We start from the raw sequence: 17,443 nt of genomic DNA on the forward strand, positions 1-17,443 counted from the left end.
CCCCTTATGAGACAGGCCTCGAGGAAGCGCTTCCTCGAGGCCTGTTTTTTGCGGCAGGGAATGCCCCGGCGCCTGTCCTCGCTTCGTACCCTGGACCCATGCCGTAAGCTTTTGAGAAGAAAAGCATGGTATTTGTGGGTGGCAGTAGGGCGGCGACGGCATTCGTGTAAAAATAAGCTCGTGTGCCGGAATCGCCATCCGGCGCAAGCTCTATAGCACTTCTGCCGGGACATGGAGGCGGACTATTGGATAACGAGACGTTTAAGCCAACGCTGAAGGACGCGATTCGTCTGACGGCACCGGGACAACCGCTACGCACGGCACTCGATATGATTATCGCAGGCCATCTGGGCGCTCTTATTTGCGTGGGTGACTCCGAAAACGTGCTCAATGCGGGTAACGACGGTTTTCCGCTTAACATCTCGTTTACCTCAAACCGCCTGTTCGAGCTTTCCAAGATGGATGGTGCCATCGTTATTGATGGCGATCTTACGCAGATTCTGCGCGCAAACTTTCATCTCAATCCTGATCCTTCACTTGCTACGAGCGAGACGGGCATGCGCCACCGTACGGCGGCGCGCATGTCCATCCTTACCGACGCCATTGTTATTTCCGTATCCGAGCGTCGTGCCGTGGTAAACGTCTACGTGCATGGCAAGTCGTATCAGATCGAGCCTATCCCCGACCTTATGGGTTCGGTGAGCCAGCTGGTGGGTACGCTGCAGACCACGCGTAGCTCGCTCGACCGTTCGCTGCTGCGTTTGACGGCGCTCGAGCTGGACGACTACGTGACCCTTGCAGATATTACCGGCATTTTCTCGAGCTTCGAAATCTTGCAGCAGGCAAAGCAGGAGCTGGAGATTTGCATCGAAAAGCTGGGCACGCGCGGCAAGCTCGTGCGCATGCAGCTCGAACAGCTTGCGGGCGATACTATCGATACCGAGTACGACCTGATGATTCGTGACTATGCGTCCGAGTCTTCCGAGGAAAACGCGCGTGCCATTCGCAAACGTTTTGCCGAGATGTCTGCGTCCGACCTTTCCAATCCCAAGCGCGTTGCCGAGGTTTTGGGCTTTGACGACTTGGACGAGGACTCGGTTATGACTCCGCTGGGTCTGCGTACGCTTTCGCGCGTCTCCGTGGTGCGCGACGGCGTTGCCGAGAAGATCGTGGACGAGTACGGTTCGCTGCAGGAGCTGATGGGCGACATCAAAAAGGACCCGGAGCGCTTGGGCGACTTTGGCGTCAACAACCCAGCGATTCTTGCCGATTCGCTCGCACGTATGCATGGCAAGCGGGAGGGCTAGAAGATGAGTTCGGTATGTGCGGTGGTCGTGGCCGGCGGCTGTGGTGCTCGCTTTGGAAACCCCGGTGGCAAGCAGCTGGTAAACGTTGCCGGAAGGCCGCTGATGACCTGGTCCATTAGGGCGTTTGATCGCTCTGCATTTGTGAGCCACATTGTGGTGGTGTGCCCGGCCGAGAAGATGGACGAGATGCGCCGTCAGGCGATTGACCCCTACAACTTTGCCACGCCCATCACCTTTGCCGAGGCCGGCAAGACGCGTCAAGATTCTACGCGCTCCGGTGTCGAGGCCGTTCCCGCGGGCTACGAGTACGTGGCTATCCACGATGCGGCGCGCCCGCTTATCACGGCCGAGGTTATCGACCGCGCTATCTGCTCGCTGCGCTGCGAGTCGGGAGTCGACGGCGTGGTGTGCGGTCAGGCGGCAATCGACACGCTCAAGGTCGTTGATGGCAATCGCATTGTGGAGACGCCTCCGCGTAGCCGTTATTGGGCTGCGCAGACGCCGCAAATTTTCGCACTCGAGACCATGCGCCGCGCTCATGCTGCGGCATTGGCCGATGGCTTTGTGGGTACCGATGATTCCTCGCTCGTGGAGCGTATGGGCGGTCGCGTGCTGTGCGTCGACAGCCCGCGCGACAACCTTAAGGTGACGGTCCCCGAGGACCTGCGCCCGGTTACGGCCATTCTCCTGGGCCGCATGAGCGATGCCGACGCTATGCAAAACACCGGCATCCTCACCCCGCTCCCTTAAAATGTGACGAAAAGACGACAGGTTTATTTTTGTCACATTTTCGCAGCTCATTCATATTTATGGGTTTTGTGCGCTCACATCGTGATTGATACCGCTTGATATAGCTTGACACTGGCGGCCATATCGCTATAAGTTAACCAAAGTTAACAACAAAGCGAGGACCTATGAATCAAACGCCGTCATCAACCTCAAAAATATGCGGTCAATTGCATCGACGCCTGTTTGGGACGCGCCACACCGGACACACCGGAGGGCTCGACATATTGCGAGCGATTGGCCCCGGCCTGCTCGTAACGGTAGGCTTTATTGATCCCGGAAACTGGGCGTCGAATATGGCTGCCGGCTCCCAATTTGGCTATAGCCTCCTGTGGGTTGTGACCTTGTCGACAATCATGCTCATCGTTTTGCAGCACAATGCCGCGCATCTGGGAATCGTGACAGGCGAGTGCCTGGCCGAATCGGTAACGCGCCATATGCCACGTTTTCTTTCTAGGTTCGTGCTGCTCACGGCCCTTGCTGCATCGGTTGCAACGGTCATGGCCGAGATACTTGGCGGAGCCATTGCCCTGCAGATGCTCTTGGGCTTGCCGCTGCGAGCGGGCGCGGTCGTTGTGGCCGCCGTATCGCTCGTCATGCTTCTCACCAATTCGTACATGCGTGTCGAGCGTTGGATTATCGGCTTTGTATCGCTGATTGGGTTGTCCTTTTTATTCGAGATTGCTCTTGTGCATGTGGATTGGGCGAGCGCTGCGGTGGGCTGGGTTGCACCCACGGTCCCGGTGGGTTCGCCGGCCATTATCGTGTCGGTTTTGGGTGCCGTCGTGATGCCGCATAACCTCTTTTTGCATTCCGAGATTATTCAAAGCCAGTGCATTAACGAGTGCGGGGACGACGTGATTGCCAAGCGTTTGAGAAGCGAGTTTGTCGACACGCTCTTTTCCATGGCGGTAGGGTGGGCCATCAACAGCGCCATGGTGCTGCTGGCGGCTTCGGTATTCTGGAACGCTGGCACGCCGGTGACCGATCTTGCCCAGGCGGCATGCACGCTCGAGCCCATGTTGGGCGCTGCTTCTTCAACGGTGTTTGCGCTCGCGTTGCTCTTTGCGGGCGTGTCTTCGTCCATCACTGCCGGTATGGCAGCGGGGACTATCTCTGCAGGTCTTGCAGGGGAGCCCTACGATGTGCGCGACCGGCACAGCTCGATTGGCGTTGTGTGCACGTTTTTGCTGGCGACTGCTTCGATATTCTTCGTCCAAGACGCCTTTCAGGGGCTTGTGTGGAGCCAGGTGCTTTTGTCTTTGCAGCTGCCCATCACAGTTTTTGTCCTGATATGGCTTACGAGCTCCCCGCGCGTGATGGGAAAGTACGCAAACGGCGCCGCACTAAAGGCAACGCTGATGGTCATTGCGCTTATCGTCACGGTTCTCAACGCGGTGCTCCTATTGGGGGCGTGAAGGAGTCGGGGCGTGAAGGAGCCGGGGTGTGAAGATGGCCGGGCATGATGGCGGCCGCAGTGCCCGGGGTGGCGGAATCGGGCAAGGTGGCGTTGGCTGTTCTGCCGGTGCTGCCGCGCGCTGCGGGGTGAACGGTAGAAAAGGGAGGCCGAATGGCAAAAGGTGACAAAATAAACCTGTCGACTTTTTGTCACCTTTTGATTTAGGAGAGAACCGCCTCGAGATAGGTAGTGGCGTCTTCGAGGAGCTGGGCGAGCTCGGCGGATTTTTCGATCGTAAGACGATACGACGGCACGGAGATGCCGATGCCGTAATGAATCTGGCCGTCAACATGCACGGGCGCGGCGATGCACTCGATCGAATCGGTCATTTCGCCTCGGTCGTGAGCGATGCCCTCCTGGCGCACGACCTGCAGATCTTCCCATAGGTCTTCAAAAGTGGCGTGCGTGCGCGGGGTGTAGAGATGAAAATCATCGCCCAGCAACGCATGCAGCTCGTCGTGTTCGTGTTCGCATACGAGCGCTTTTCCAATGGCCGTGCAATGGATGGGGAGCGCTCGACCGATATCGGAGAACAGACGCACAGGCTGCGGCGAGTCGACCTTTGCGATATAGAGCACTTTGTCGCCCGAAAGGATTCCCGCCTGGCATGTTTCGCCACAGGCATGAACGATGCGTTGGAGCTGCGACGACAAAACGCTTACGGCGTCCTTGCCACGCACGTAGGCTTTGCCTGCAAGATATGTTTTGAACCCGATGCGATAGTGATTCGAGGTCTCGTCGAAGCAGATGTAGCCTTCTTCCGCCATGGTGTGGATTATGGGAAAGAGACTGCTCTTGGGCGCCCGGAGCGTGCGACAGATTTCTGCCATGGTAAGGCCATCGTCCGAGTGCGAAAGCACATCGAGGATATTGAGCACGCGTTGCGTTGAACGATGTGGGGCATCGGTATTCTTCGTGGGCATAGTCACCCTTTCTTTATCGCTGTCAGCCATATGACGGACCAGAAGCAAGTTTAGTTGTTCGTATTTACGAATTGAGCGCGAAATGCGGAATACATGGGTGAACGGTCTTATTAATCAAGCTCGATATAAGACAAAACGGTGCGTTATAGCAGGCAAAGAAGTGCTGGCTGGGCTATATCAATTACCACCTGACTTCAAAACGTTCGTATATAGGACCGCCGTTCGCGGGGAATAAAGCCCCTTTTACTTGAATTAAGGGAAAAAATGACGATATTCATAGGTGATAAGAGTTCGGAATCAGAACAGTAAGTTCCGATATACGAACACTCATCAATGCCGATGCGCATGGAGTATGTAACGGATGCACTACGATGTTAGACAGCCGTGGTCTAACGAGAGAAAGGCAGCCAATGAGGAATGGCGTTATTATCGACGATCGCGATAACGTGGTCGTAGCTATCTACCCGCTTCATGCCGGCGATGAGGTGACATACGCTCTGCCCGGAGGGGAGAGTGGCCATGTGGTAGCCAACCAGGATGTGCCCCTGTTTCATAAAGTGGCACGTCAGGATATCAAGGCAGGCCAGGCGGTTGTCAAATACGGCGAGTTCATTGGCCAGGCGACGTGCGATATCAAAGCAGGCGACCACGTGCATGTTCACAACTGCGCAAGCAGCGACGCGCTAAAAGACGCGGTCGATGTTGATGCCGATGTACAGAACGAGGCGGCACGTCCTTCGGCTCCCGTGGCGTGCGCCCGCACCTTTATGGGCTATCGTCGCAGCGACGGTCGCGTGGGCATTCGTAACCACGTCTTGATTCTGCCAACAAGCATCTGCGCATCCGATACGACCGAGCGCATTGCTCGTGCGGTCGAGGGATGCGTTACGTTCCATAACCAAAACGGTTGCTCTCAGGTCGATGCAGACCAGCAGCTGACCGTGGATACCCTGGCAGGACTTGCTTCCAACCCAAATATTCATTCTGTGCTGGCAGTGTCGCTGGGCTGCGAGGGCTGCCAAAACGACCTGGTTGTCGACGCGATTCGCAAGCGTACGAACAAGCGAATCGAGACGCTCATCATCCAGCAGGTTGGCGGATCGATCAAAGCTGTCGAGGAGGGCACGAGACTCGCGCGCGAGCTGGTGCGCGAGGCCTCGTTGGAGGCGCGCACCGAGTGCGGTATCGACGAGCTGATCTTTGGTACCAATTGTGGTGGTTCGGACACCTCGAGCGGCCTCGGCTCCAACCCCTTGATTGGCGAGGTTTCCGATTGGATGGTTTCGCAGGGCGCCACGACGGTCTTGTGCGAGACCCCCGAGCTGTTTGGCGGCGAGCACATTTTGGCGCGTCGCGCCGCCACGAAGGAGGTCGGTGACCAGCTGCTGAAGATCGTCTACGACTACGAGGCGTATGTTCAGAAATTCGGCGCCGAGATGCGCGAGGGCAATCCGAGCCCCGGCAACATGGCAGGCGGCCTCACCACGCTTGAGGAGAAGTCTCTCGGCTGCATTCATAAGGCAGGTCACAGCACTATCAACGCGGTGTATCCGTACGCCGCGCAGCTCGATGCGCACAAGGGCCTTGTTGTCATGGATACGCCGGGCAACGATCCTTCGTCCGTGGGCGGCATTATCGCAGGCGGCTGCCAGCTCGTGGTCTTCTCTACTGGTCTGGGTACGCCCACGGGTAACGCAATCGCTCCCGTGCTGCGCCTGACCGCCAACGGCCGTACGGCAAAAACGATGGCCGACAACATCGACTTCGATGCTCAGGCCACCATCTATGGTCCGCAGACCATGGAGGAGCTGCGCGACCAGCTGATCGATCAGATCATTCGCGTTTGCAACGGCGAACCCACGTGCGCCGAGGCACTTGGTTACACGGAGACGGCGCTGCCCCACCTGTGCAACTACATGTAGGACATGTCGCGGCATAGCCGCGTGGTCACATAGTCGGTTTTGGTTCTTACATGCCGATATAGGACGGCATGAGGCAAATGCGCTGCAAGATGCGGCGCAACAAGGAGGTTTTAGAAATGGATTTGCATCTCGAGGGCAAGGTCGTTTTCGTCACGGGCGGTTTCAAGGGTATCGGTAAGGGCATCGCGCTGCAGCTCGCTCGTGAGGGTGCTATCCCCGTGGTCCTGAACCGCAAGGACGGTGTCGAGGACGAGTTCCGCGCCGAGATCTCCGAGATCACCAAGACGTTTGAGATGTACTACATCGACCTCAACGACACCGATGCCATCAAGCCCATCGTCGAGGAGGTCTACAAGAAGTATGGTCACATCGACGGCGTGGTGAACAACGCTGGCCGTAACGACAACCTGGAGCTTGAGACCACGAGCTGGCAGGACTTCGAGAAGTCCCTGCACGGTAACCTCACGCACTACTTCGAGCTCGTCCACGAGACCTGCCCGTACCTCAAGGAGTCCAAGGGCTCCATCGTGAACATCGCTTCCAAGGTCGCCCTCACCGGCCAGGGCAAGACGACCGCCTACGCCGCCGCCAAGGGCGCCATCCTCGGCCTTACCCGCGAGTGGGCTGCCGCCCTCGTGCACGATTCCGTGCGCGTCAACGCCATCGTCGTCGCTGAGGCCTGGACCCCGCTGTACGCCAACTGGATCAAGACCTTTGGTGACGAGGAGGCCCAGCAGAAGCGCCTGTCCCTCATCACCGACCGCATCCCTCTGGAGCATCGCATGACCTCTGTAGAGGAGATTGCCGACACCACGTGCTTCCTGCTCTCCGATCGCTCCAGCCACACCACCGGCCAGTGGTGCAACGTCGACGGCGGCTATGTCAACCTCGACCGCGCTCTGGACTAACTTTTCTGGACTAACTCAAAGCCGCTAAAAAGAAGGCTGGTTTATGACTGCTTCTAGCAAAAAGAACTCGTCCAAGGGCTCGGCCGCTACGGTTGCCATTGTCCTCGTGACCTCTCTCTTCTTCGTGTGGGGCCTGACCATGAATCTGGTCAACGCCCTCAACAGCCCGATGGCCAACTACCTCGAGCTGTCTGGCACCGAGGCAAGCCTGCTGCAGGTTGCCTACTATGGTGCCTACTTTGTGATGGCTATCCCCGCTTCTATCGTGGCAAAGAAGTTTGGCTACAAGGGCGGCGTCATCATGGGCCTCGCGCTTTTCGTGCTGGGTTCGCTCGTCACGGTTCCTGCTACCAATGTTGCTTCCTATGGCATGTTCCTTCTCGCCATGTTCGTGATTGCCGCTGGTGCCTCTACCCTGGAGACCAACTGCAATCCCTACATCACCAAGCTGGGTGACGAGAAGCACGAGTCTATGCGTTTGAACCTTGCCCAGTCCTTTAACGGCGTAGGCAACATCGTGGGCCCGCTCATTCTCTCTCAGTTCCTGGGTTCTACTGTTGCCGCGGGTGATCCGGGCTTTGCCGAGGCCAAGCTCGCCTTCCTCTCCAGCATGCGCGGTATGTACATTGTCATCGCCGTCGTGCTTGCGATTGTGCTTGCCGTCTTTGTCTTCGTCAAGCTCCCCACGCCTCCCGGCGACGAGGAGGAGGCAGCGGCTGGCAATGCCGATAAGGTCTCCTTCGGTGCCATGCTCAAGCGTCCTTACTTTGCCTTGGGCGTCCTTGCCGAGTTCATCTTCATCGGCTTGCAGGTTGCCGGTATGTCGCTGTTCTCCAGCTTTGCTATGCAGCAATGGCCGGGTATGACGGCCGGCACTGCCGCAGCGTATCTCTCGATTCTTTCGCTGCTCTTTACCGTGGGCCGTTTTGTGTCCACCCCGATTATGACCAAGGTTGAGCCGGGTAAGCTCCTGGGCGTCTACATGATCGCCTCTGCCGTGCTGTTCTTCGTGGCGTTCTTGGGCCTGGGCCCGGTGTCCGTTGTTGCGATGATCGTCTCGTACCTCTTCGTCTCCATTGGCTACCCCATGGTCTTCTCGCTCACGTTGACTGGCTTTAAGGGTTCCGCCGTCAAGACCGGTTCTTCTGCGCTCGTCATGTCCATTGTGGGCGCGGCGCTGATCCCACTGTTCATGAGCGCTATCGCCGATGCCGCCGGCATCAACGTTGCTCTGCTTGTGGCGGTTCCGGGATTCCTGTACGTTGCCTGGTACGGTCTTTTTGGCTGCAAGATCGGTTTGGAAAGGAAGTAGCCACCATGGCTCTTAAAGTAATCGATTCGCACTTCCACGTGTGGAACTTGGATACCCAAGACCTCCCCTGGCTTGAGGGTACCGACGGCACCATCACGCATACCTATACTCTCAAGGACCTTGAAGCAGAGTATGCGCGCCAGGCAGGCGTCGAGTTTGTGGGCGGCGTGTACGTCGAGGTCGATTGCGCCGACCATGAGGCCGAGGACAAGATCGCGTATGACATCAAGTCTGCCGATCCCAAGATGCTCGCTTGCATGCTTCGCAGCGATGTTTCGCCCTGGATGCGTGTCCCGGCCTTTGCCGCGGGCATTCGCGAGCCGCTTCATATCGACTCGGAGCCTAAGGGTCGCTGCCTCGAGCCCAGCTTTATCGATGGTTTACATGCAATGGCTGCCAAGGGTTTGCCCTTCGAGTCCTGCAACCGCGTTAATGAGCTCGAAGACGCCTATGAGGCTTTTGCCCAGGCTCCCGAGGAGACCGTCATTCTCAACCACCTTGGCAATGTGGAGGAACTCTCCGATGAGTACAAGGCCGTTATGAAGAAGATGGCGAGCCTGCCCAACCTCTACCTTAAGGTTTCGGGCTTCCCGACGGCAGATAAGAAGTTCGTTTCCGACCTTCTTAAGTTTACGCGTGAGACCTTTGATGCTGATAAGCTACTTTATGCGTCTAACTGGCCGGTTGTGAAGCTTTACTCGACGTTTGACGAGCACTTCAGCGTTTTGCGCGATGAGTTTGGCGACGACGAGGACTTCTTCATGAACAACGCCGTGCGCGCCTACGGCCTCAAGCTCTAGTTGTTTTCCTGCGCGCTGCGTGAGGCAGCGCGCAGGTTCTTTTGGATATCGAGAAAAGGGAAACGAGCATGCTCAAAGGTATCTCGCCAATTCTTCCTCCCGAGCTCCTTTCCATCATGTGCGAGATGGGGCATGGAGACACGCTCGTGATTGCCGATGGCAATTTTCCTGCGGCATCGATTGCCCAGGGGAGTCGTCTTGTGCGTTGCGACGGACATGGGGTGCCCGAGATTCTCGAGGCTATTTTGAAGCTCTATCCGCTCGATCAGTATGTCGAGAAACCTGTCACGTTGATGGATGTTGTGCCGGGCGATGACTGCGCGACTCCAATTTGGGATACGTATGCCGAGCTTATCTCGAAGGTCGACGAGCGCGGCCGCGACGCTATCGGCACCATTGATCGCTTCCCGTTTTACGACGAGGCCAAGAAGGCCTATGCCGTGATTGCGACAAGCGAGAGAGCTCAGTACGCAAACATCATCCTGCAAAAGGGCGTGGTGTTTGAAAACGAGCAGATCGATTAGAGACCGATCGAATAACCCATATATATGACGAAGCCCGCGAGCCGCTTTCCCGCGAAGGCGGGTTTCGTGTTTACCCGTTAGATTACGTTAGGATTTGTGCGATAGCGCCTGTCCGGGAAAGTGAGATGCAAACATGTTTGAAGGCGTTTTTTGCCCGACGATCACTATTACTGATGATGAGGGAAAAATCGATTTCGACCTGTGGGGCAAGCATCTTGACCATCTTGCCGATGCGGGCATGAATGGCGTGCTGCTGTTTGGAAGCATCGGTGAGTTTTACAGCGTGAGCCTCGACCAGAAGAAGGAGGCTCTGAAGTTCGCTGTGGACCGTGTTGCCGGCCGCATGAAGGTCTTTGCTGGAGTGGGCGATACGACGTATTCCAACGTCCTCGATTTCACGCGCTATGCTGAGGAAGTGGGCGCCGACGCTGTGCTGGCGGTCTCCCCGTATTATTTTGGCCCGACCGACCTTACGGCGGAGGCTTACTTTGGCGGTATCGCCAAGGTGACGAAGCTGCCCGTGATTCTCTACAATTTCCCGGCGCGTACGGGTACCGATCTTAGCCCTGAGCTGGTGGCGCGTCTGGCGTCGCAGTACCCCAACATCTGCGGCATCAAGGACACCGTAGACACCATCAGCCATACGCGCAAGGTTATTCGTGCCGCTCGCGCTGTGAACCCCGAGTTCACCGTGTTCTCCGGTTTTGACGAGTATTACCTTGTCAATCGCGTGTCGGGTGGCAATGGCGTCCTTAGCGGTCTTACCAATGTCGAGCCCGAGACGTTCGTGCGCATGCATCGCGCTTACCAGGAGGGCGACTATGCTACGGCCGTGGAGGCCGCCGAGCGCATTTCGCACCTCATGGCTGTCTATGACGTGTGCGATCTGTTTATCTCTTCGATTAAGGTTGCCGTTATGGTCAAGGGCCTGCCCGTATCGACCAAGGTGTTCGAGCCTGCCGTACAGGCAACGCCGGAGCAGGTGGAGCGCATTCGCGAGCTGCTGGCTTAAGGCACCAATCGGGTACGGGTGCGGGCCGGTATTGCCTTGAGCGTGATACGGGACTTGGACGAGCGCCAAAGTGTATCCGATATCCTCTTTCTGGGGGCACGTATCGGCAAGATGCGTGCCCTTTTTTATGCTTGTACGTGCGTAACCTGTGGAGACATGAGTTTGCGCACGGGTTTTGGCATCAACATGCGTAAACTTGCACAGGCTGCCGGGAACGGCAAAGGCAGCGTGGCAAAAACGGGCCGGAAGGCCGCCACGCCGCAGGTAAGCGACCAGGCATGGTCGCATGATTGAAAAGCGCATCTAGAGCGCGGGAGGAGACACATGTCCGAGAACGAGAACATGGAACTGGACGAGACGATGGATATGGTCGAGCAGGCTGAGGCTGAGGCCGAGGTTGCTACGACTGAGGATGCAGATGTTGAGGCCGCTCCGGCCAACGCTGAGGTTGCCGAGGACGCCGAGGTCGTCGAGGACGCCGAGGACCATACTGCTCCCGAGGATCTGGATGACAAGCTGTTTGATAAGGTGAACCGTGCTGCTCGCCTGCTGCGTAACCGTCGCGGTGCTCTTGCTCAGGAGGCTGAGGCCGAGGCCGATCGCCGTCGCGATTTGCAGCGTGCTCTTAAGCTCCTGGAGCTCAAGCCCAAGATGGAGCAGAAGGAGATGGCTGAGCTCATGGGCATGGGCCTTCGCGACCTCAACGCCATTCTTGCCGAGGCTGAGAAGCTCGACATCGTTGCTCGTATCGAGCCCGAAGAGCCCGATATGCGCAAGGTCGTTGTTATGGCGAGCGAGGATGCCGAGGAGCTGATCGCTGCTCAGGCCAAGAAGCGCAAGAAGCTCGTTCCGCAGATTTCTGCCGATAGCGTCGAGCAGCTGCTTGCTCTGCTTGATCAGGTTATCGATCCGCTGGTCGAGATGGGCCTGGACGACGACCGTGGTCCGCGTGGCGGCCGTGACGATCGTCGTGGCGGCGACCGCAGCCACGGTAGCCATGGTGCTCCCCGCATGGGCTTCAGTGGCGGCCGTGGTGGCGATCGCGGCGGCCGTGGCGGCTTTGGCGGCGACCGTGGTGGCCGCGGTGGCTTTGGCGACCGTGACCGCGGCGGCGACCGTGGTGGTCGTGGCGGCTTTGGCGGCCGTGACGATCGCCGTGGTGGCGATCGCGGTGGCCGCGGTGGCTTTGGCGGCGACCATGGTGGCCGCGGTGGCTTCGGCGGCGGCCGTGGTGGCCGCGGTGGCTTCGGCGGCGGCCGTGACGACCGTCGTGGCGGTAACGGCGGCGGCTTCCGCGGCAACCGCGGCGGTCGTTTCGATCGTTAATTTGCCTCGCGATATAAGCGCTCGAGCGTAAACGCATGGCGCCCTCGGTACATAACAACCGAGGGCGCCATTTTTTTAGTATCTGTGTGGCGTGGTTCACGCCCTGAGCTTTACATCTGCAGGAAAAGCTGATGCATGCGCAGGTCATCGTCAAGCTCGGGGTGGAAGGCGACGGCGAGCTGTGAGTCCTCGCGTGCGGCGACGATGCGTCCGTCCACGCGAGAAAGGACTTCAACGCTGGGCTCCACCTTGGCGATATAGGGGGCGCGAATAAATGTCATGGGAACGTCTGGCATGCCTGCGCATTCGGTCTGTGCATGGAAGCTTCCCAACTGGCGGCCATAGGCGTTGCGCTCGGCCGTGATGTTCATCGTGCCCAGGCGCGGCGTGCCGCGATCGTCGTGAGCGGCAAGGTTGCGCGCAAGTAAGATGAGTCCGGCGCAAGTGGCAAGCGTGGGCATGCCGTCTTCTATGCGGGCACGTAGGCCCTCGAGCATACCGAGCTCCTCCAGAAGCTTGCCTTGCACGGTGGATTCGCCCCCGGGCAGCACCAGGCGGTCAAAGGGACGGGCAAGGTCTGCTGCCTGGCGCAGCTCAACGCAGTCTTCGCCCAGCTCGTGCAGACGTTGCTCGTGCTCGATAAAGGCGCCTTGAACGGCGAGAACGGCACATGCCATGGCTTACTTGCCCCTCTCTTCCATGATGAGCTCGATTTCATCGGCGTTGATACCCACCATGGCTTCGCCCAGATTCTCGGAGAGCTTGGCAATCATCGTTGCGTCCGTGAAGTTTGCCACAGCTTTGACAATCGCGGCAGCGCGCTTGGCGGGGTCGCCGCTCTTAAAGATGCCCGATCCCACAAAGACGCCCTCGGCACCCAGCTGCATCATGAGCGCGGCATCCGCCGGGGTGGCAACGCCGCCTGCGGCAAAGTTCACGACAGGGAGCTTGCCTGTGGCATGGACCTCGCGCAGCAGCTCAACGGGGACGGCAAGCTGCTTGGCGGCCTCGAACAGCTCGTCCTCTCGCAGGGCCACAACGTCGCGAATCTGCTTTTGAATCTTGCGCATGTGCCGTACGGCCTGCACAACATCGCCGGTGCCCGGCTCGCCCTTGGTACGGATCATCGTGGCGCCCTCGGCTACACGGCGCAGCGCTTCTCCCAGGTCGCGGGCGCCGCACACAAAGGGCACGTCGAACTGGGTTTTATCGATGTGGTACACGTCGTCGGCGGGGGAGAGGACCTCGGACTCGTCGATGTAATCGATGTCGATGGCCTGCAGTACCTGGGCCTCCACAATGTGGCCGATACGGCACTTTGCCATCACGGGGATGGACACTGCCTCTTGGATGCCGCGGATCATGGCGGGGTCGCTCATGCGGCTCACGCCGCCAGCGGCGCGGATGTCTGCCGGGATGCGCTCGAGGGCCATGACGGCGCAGGCGCCCGCCTCCTCGGCGATATGTGCTTGCTCGGGCGTGGTGACGTCCATGATGACGCCGCCTTTGAGCATCTGGGCGAGCTGACGGTTGAGCTTGACGCGTTCGGCCGCGGTTTGTGTTTGAGGCATAGCGGTTCCTTTCTTTGAGTCCGCGCGGAATTCTGCGGGGGGCTTGGGTGCTTGCTTGGGCGAATATCCTATAGGGTTTCTAGGGAAATAAACATGACCAGGCGCGCAGTTGTTTTTTAAGGTCAGAATAAGGTCAGTTTGCAAAAGCGGATAAGGCCAGATGGGGGATACATGCTCGATTACGACTTGAACGAACGAGGGTCTGTCAGTCTTTACGAGTATCTATACCAGCGAATTCGAGATGATATTCTCTCGGGATCTATCGTGGCGGGCGAGCATCTGCCCTCGAAGCGCGGGCTCGCGCAGCATTTGGGCATAAGCGTTATTACGGTAGAGGGCGCATATGACCAGCTTGTTGCCGAGGGGTTTGTGCGATCGGTGCCGCGCCGTGGATATTTTGCCAATGAGCTACCGCGGGCGGCAACTGTGCCCCGGCTCAAGGATGCGGCGGATCGCGATGCCGGGAGCGTTGTGCCCGGTCGTGCTTTTGTGCCGGTATCCGACCTGCCAAAAACGTCGCTCGATGGCGCCCGTCTTTGGCAGCGTGCACTCAAAACTGTGCTTGCGAGCGAGAGCGAGCGCGAATTGTTTGCGCCGGCGCCAGCGCAGGGAACGGCCCGTCTGCGCCGCGCGATTGCGGCGCATTTGCGCGGATCGCGCGGAATGGATGTTGACCCCGAGGCTATCGTGATTGGCGCCGGTGCACAGCTGCTCGATACCATGTTGGTGCAGCTTTTGGGCCACGCGAAGACCTACGCCGTCGAGGATCCGGGCTATCTTCGCCTTACGCGCATTTACCAGGCGTGCGGCTGCGAGGTATGCCATATTCCGCTCGATGCGGAAGGACCGGATTTGCGCGAACTCGAAAAGAGCGGTGCCGATGTCTTGCACCTTATGCCGTCGCACCAGTTCCCTACGGGCCGCGTGACTTCCATCGCGCGGCGCTATGCCCTGCTTGGATGGGCCTCACAGCGCTCGAGCCGTTACCTTATCGAGGACGATTTTGACTGCGAGTTTCGTCTGGCTGGCAAGCCGATCCCACCGCTTGCGGCTATCGATGCACCAGGTTGTGTGATCTATACCAACACGTTTTCCAAAAGCCTTTCTTCGGCATTGCGCCTGGCCTATATGGTCCTGCCGGACCGGTTGATGAAGCGGTATCGGCAGGAGCTGGGATTCTATGCTTCGACGGTGAGTTCTATCGACCAAATCGTGCTTGCGCATCTCTTGGAGACAGGGGAGTACGAACGGCATGTGCGGCGCGTGCGCAAGCGCGCACGGGATGCGCGCGACGCTCTGGTGGCCGCGATCGCCCAGGCGGACCTGGAAGGTCGAGTGCGTCTTGAGGGCGCCGACGCCGGCCTCCATGCGGTCTTGGCCATCAAGACGGATCTTGATGAGCACGATTTGTTGCGGGTATTTGGGATGCCCGCAGGCTGTGTCTCTGCGCTCGCCGACCATCTTTGGTGTGCGGAACATGGGGTCTCCGACGGGCTTCGCCGCCTCGTGGTTCAGTATTTGGCGCTCGAGAAAGAATTAGGGGGAGAACTTGCAGAAATATTAAGGACAATTCTGTAAGGTTTTCGCCGCTCAGAGGCACTATTCTGCCGTTGCTCGAATTACTGTCGAAAACCCAAATACGTCAAAAATATTGCGGGCCAGGCGGGTATCTTGGTGCCATGTCCTACGTTCTTTCCAACATATCCGCGTTTCGCTTTCATCGGGTCCCACCGCAGGTTCTTGCGCTGTGCCCTCCCATCCCCGATGAAGATTGCGACCGTCAACGTCTTTTGTTGCGGCAGGATTTGCTCGTTAACCATGTGTTGGGTTTTCCGCTGCATACACTGGTGCTCAATCGAAAAGAGCGAACAAATCCTGCCCTTATCGAGCACCACCTTTGGTCTTCCTCGCTTCCTCCCAAAGCAATATGGGAGACGGATCATGGAGTTCAGCTCGCATCGCCGCTGTTCACTCTGCTTACGGTTGCCCCGTATGTAAGTGAGACACAGCTTCTCATGATGGCATATGAGATGTGTGGAACTTTCGCAGTCTTTAAACCTTCCGATCTGATGGAAAAAGCGCTGAAAGATGCCTATGAGTCACACCAAATTCCAAAGGATTACGGCTGGAGACGCTCAAGTAACCAGAAGGGCGAAGCGACCAATTTATGGCAAAGGCCGCCTTTGATTCAGCTAAATGACCTGCTGGATTTTGCCGAAAGCAATCGAGGTCTTCGCGGAGGGAAGAAGCTGCTCAATGCAGCAAGGCGGGTGAGTGGCATTACGGCTTCTCCGTTCGAGGTGCAGGCTTCTATGTTGTTTGGTCTTTCGTGGCGCCTGGGCGGCGAAGGCCTTTCTTATTTTGAAAACAACTATGAAATTGCCTTAGACCAGAAGGCAAAAAAGATCGTGGATAAAGAGAAAGTGTACGCCGACCTGCACTTTGTGTCGGCGGATGGTGACCGTTCGGTGATAGTTGAATGTCAGGGCGCCACCGAGCACGGCAAAGTTGATGCGGGTATCCGAGACGCGGACAGGGTGACCGCGCTGCAAAGTATGGGATATGACGTAGTTTTGCTTACGTTCAAGAAGATGTCCGATAAAGAAAGCTTCCATACCGTGGCAGAGATGCTTGCGAACAAGCTTGGGTACCCTTATAGGGCTAAAACGGAGGCAATGAAGGCTCGTGAAAGCGACCTGAGGCGCGAATTGCTCATTGATTGGGCGACATTGGGGGAGTTTTAGACCCTGAAGGATAGAAAATAAATGCAACTACAATAAAACAATTCGAAGTGCGTACCCTAATTTGAATTTGGAAAGTAGACCGTGGTTTTTGATGACAAAACCCCAGGAAATGAGGGGGTTTAATAATTGGTCTACTTTGACGTTTCGAACTGGGGTACGCACTTCGAAGAGTTTTGAAAAATGGGGTGGGTTTCGATACTCGAAACCCACCCCATCAACGCTTATAGCGTTATTTTTTGTTTGGTTTAGCCGAAATAGCGCTTCAGCAGGCCCTCGAAGGCCTTGCCGTGACGGGCCTCGTCGCGAGCCATCTCGTGCACGGTATCGTGGATGGCGTCAAGATTGGCAGCCTTGGCACGCTTGGCAAGATCGGTCTTGCCAGCGGTGGCGCCGTTCTCGGCTTCAACGCGCATCTCGAGGTTCTTCTTGGTGGAGTCGGTTACGACCTCGCCCAGAAGCTCGGCGAACTTGGCGGCATGCTCTGCCTCCTCATGGGCGGCCTTCTCATAGTAGAGGCCAACCTCAGGATAGCCCTCGCGGTGGGCAACACGTGCCATAGCAAGGTACATACCAACCTCGGAGCACTCACCCTCGAAGTTTGCACGCAGGTCGGCAACGATGTCCTCGGGCACGCCCTCCTTGGCAACGCCCACAACGTGCTCGGCAGCCCAGGTAAAGCCGCCCTCATCCTGCTTCAGAAAACGAGAACCGGGAACGCCGCACTGGGGGCACTTAAAATCCTCGGGCAGCTGATCGCCATCGAACTCTTCAACATAACCGCAAACGGGGCATACGAATTTCATACTAATCTCCTTTGGTCACAGAGTGCGTTCGCCGGCCCTGTTAGGT

The 17,443-nt window shown here is 57.8% G+C and carries 16 protein-coding genes; 12 read left to right on the top strand and 4 right to left on the bottom strand.

Features of this window, described 5'->3' with window-relative positions; all coding sequences use genetic code 11:
* The first annotated feature begins 245 nt into the window (after positions 1 to 245).
* The 3 genes from disA to HF320_RS02070 all read left to right on the top strand — a co-directional run bounded on the left by disA (position 246) and on the right by HF320_RS02070 (position 3,511).
* Positions 246 to 1,307: a DNA integrity scanning diadenylate cyclase DisA gene (gene disA, locus HF320_RS02060; RefSeq protein ID WP_169276837.1), complete on the top strand. Its 1,062-nt coding sequence runs from the start codon at positions 246 to 248 to the stop codon at positions 1,305 to 1,307.
* 3 nt (positions 1,308 to 1,310) lie between these two features.
* Entirely contained in the window at positions 1,311 to 2,057 is a 747-nt protein-coding gene (ispD, locus tag HF320_RS02065) for a 2-C-methyl-D-erythritol 4-phosphate cytidylyltransferase (protein ID WP_169276838.1), read from the top strand.
* A gap of 164 nt (positions 2,058 to 2,221) precedes the next feature.
* Positions 2,222 to 3,511, top strand: a complete 1,290-nt coding sequence (locus tag HF320_RS02070; RefSeq protein ID WP_169276839.1) for an Nramp family divalent metal transporter — start codon at positions 2,222 to 2,224, stop codon at positions 3,509 to 3,511.
* Positions 3,512 to 3,713: 202 nt separating this feature from the next.
* On the opposite strand, the gene HF320_RS02075 is transcribed toward HF320_RS02070, so the two are convergent.
* Positions 3,714 to 4,475, bottom strand: coding sequence for an IclR family transcriptional regulator (locus tag HF320_RS02075; RefSeq protein ID WP_169276840.1), 762 nt, complete (start codon positions 4,473 to 4,475; stop codon positions 3,714 to 3,716).
* A gap of 410 nt (positions 4,476 to 4,885) precedes the next feature.
* On the opposite strand from HF320_RS02075, the gene HF320_RS02080 reads away from it, so the two are divergent.
* The 7 genes from HF320_RS02080 to HF320_RS02110 all read left to right on the top strand — a co-directional run bounded on the left by HF320_RS02080 (position 4,886) and on the right by HF320_RS02110 (position 12,279).
* The gene (locus tag HF320_RS02080) at positions 4,886 to 6,397 is read left to right on the top strand and encodes a UxaA family hydrolase (protein ID WP_169276841.1); all 1,512 of its coding nucleotides are present in this window, start codon (positions 4,886 to 4,888) and stop codon (positions 6,395 to 6,397) included.
* 116 nt (positions 6,398 to 6,513) lie between these two features.
* On the top strand, positions 6,514 to 7,305 hold the full coding sequence (locus tag HF320_RS02085) for an L-fucose dehydrogenase (RefSeq protein ID WP_169276842.1): 792 nt from the start codon (positions 6,514 to 6,516) through the stop codon (positions 7,303 to 7,305).
* A 43-nt stretch (positions 7,306 to 7,348) separates the two neighbouring features.
* A complete protein-coding gene (locus tag HF320_RS02090) occupies positions 7,349 to 8,617 on the top strand; it encodes an MFS transporter (protein ID WP_169276843.1) in 1,269 nt (422 codons plus the stop codon).
* 5 nt (positions 8,618 to 8,622) lie between these two features.
* Positions 8,623 to 9,417, top strand: coding sequence for an amidohydrolase family protein (locus HF320_RS02095; RefSeq protein WP_169276844.1), 795 nt, complete (start codon positions 8,623 to 8,625; stop codon positions 9,415 to 9,417).
* A 68-nt stretch (positions 9,418 to 9,485) separates the two neighbouring features.
* Positions 9,486 to 9,941, top strand: a complete 456-nt coding sequence (locus tag HF320_RS02100; protein ID WP_022386187.1) for an RbsD/FucU family protein — start codon at positions 9,486 to 9,488, stop codon at positions 9,939 to 9,941.
* A gap of 133 nt (positions 9,942 to 10,074) precedes the next feature.
* Entirely contained in the window at positions 10,075 to 10,953 is an 879-nt protein-coding gene (locus HF320_RS02105) for a dihydrodipicolinate synthase family protein (RefSeq protein WP_169276845.1), read from the top strand.
* A 324-nt stretch (positions 10,954 to 11,277) separates the two neighbouring features.
* Positions 11,278 to 12,279 carry a hypothetical protein gene (locus HF320_RS02110; RefSeq protein WP_169276846.1) on the top strand — a complete coding sequence of 334 codons (1,002 nt, stop codon included), beginning with the start codon at positions 11,278 to 11,280 and terminating at the stop codon, positions 12,277 to 12,279.
* A gap of 110 nt (positions 12,280 to 12,389) precedes the next feature.
* Here the strand turns inward: HF320_RS02110 and pdxT are convergent, their stop codons facing one another.
* Positions 12,390 to 12,956, bottom strand: coding sequence for a pyridoxal 5'-phosphate synthase glutaminase subunit PdxT (pdxT, locus tag HF320_RS02115; RefSeq protein WP_169276847.1), 567 nt, complete (start codon positions 12,954 to 12,956; stop codon positions 12,390 to 12,392).
* 3 nt (positions 12,957 to 12,959) lie between these two features.
* Entirely contained in the window at positions 12,960 to 13,850 is an 891-nt protein-coding gene (gene pdxS / locus HF320_RS02120) for a pyridoxal 5'-phosphate synthase lyase subunit PdxS (RefSeq protein WP_169276848.1), read from the bottom strand.
* A 171-nt stretch (positions 13,851 to 14,021) separates the two neighbouring features.
* Here pdxS and pdxR point away from each other — a divergent pair, with 171 nt between their 5' ends.
* On the top strand, positions 14,022 to 15,428 hold the full coding sequence (gene pdxR, locus HF320_RS02125; protein WP_169276849.1) for a MocR-like pyridoxine biosynthesis transcription factor PdxR: 1,407 nt from the start codon (positions 14,022 to 14,024) through the stop codon (positions 15,426 to 15,428).
* 101 nt (positions 15,429 to 15,529) lie between these two features.
* Positions 15,530 to 16,594 carry a hypothetical protein gene (locus tag HF320_RS02130; protein ID WP_169276850.1) on the top strand — a complete coding sequence of 355 codons (1,065 nt, stop codon included), beginning with the start codon at positions 15,530 to 15,532 and terminating at the stop codon, positions 16,592 to 16,594.
* Positions 16,595 to 16,839: 245 nt separating this feature from the next.
* Here the strand turns inward: HF320_RS02130 and HF320_RS02135 are convergent, their stop codons facing one another.
* Positions 16,840 to 17,397, bottom strand: coding sequence for a ferritin family protein (locus HF320_RS02135; protein WP_075844466.1), 558 nt, complete (start codon positions 17,395 to 17,397; stop codon positions 16,840 to 16,842).
* Positions 17,398 to 17,443 lie beyond the last annotated feature (46 nt).

Origin of the sequence: Collinsella acetigenes, from assembly GCF_012844445.1 — a bacterium.
In the GTDB taxonomy this organism is placed as follows: Bacteria; Actinomycetota; Coriobacteriia; order Coriobacteriales; family Coriobacteriaceae; genus Collinsella; species Collinsella acetigenes.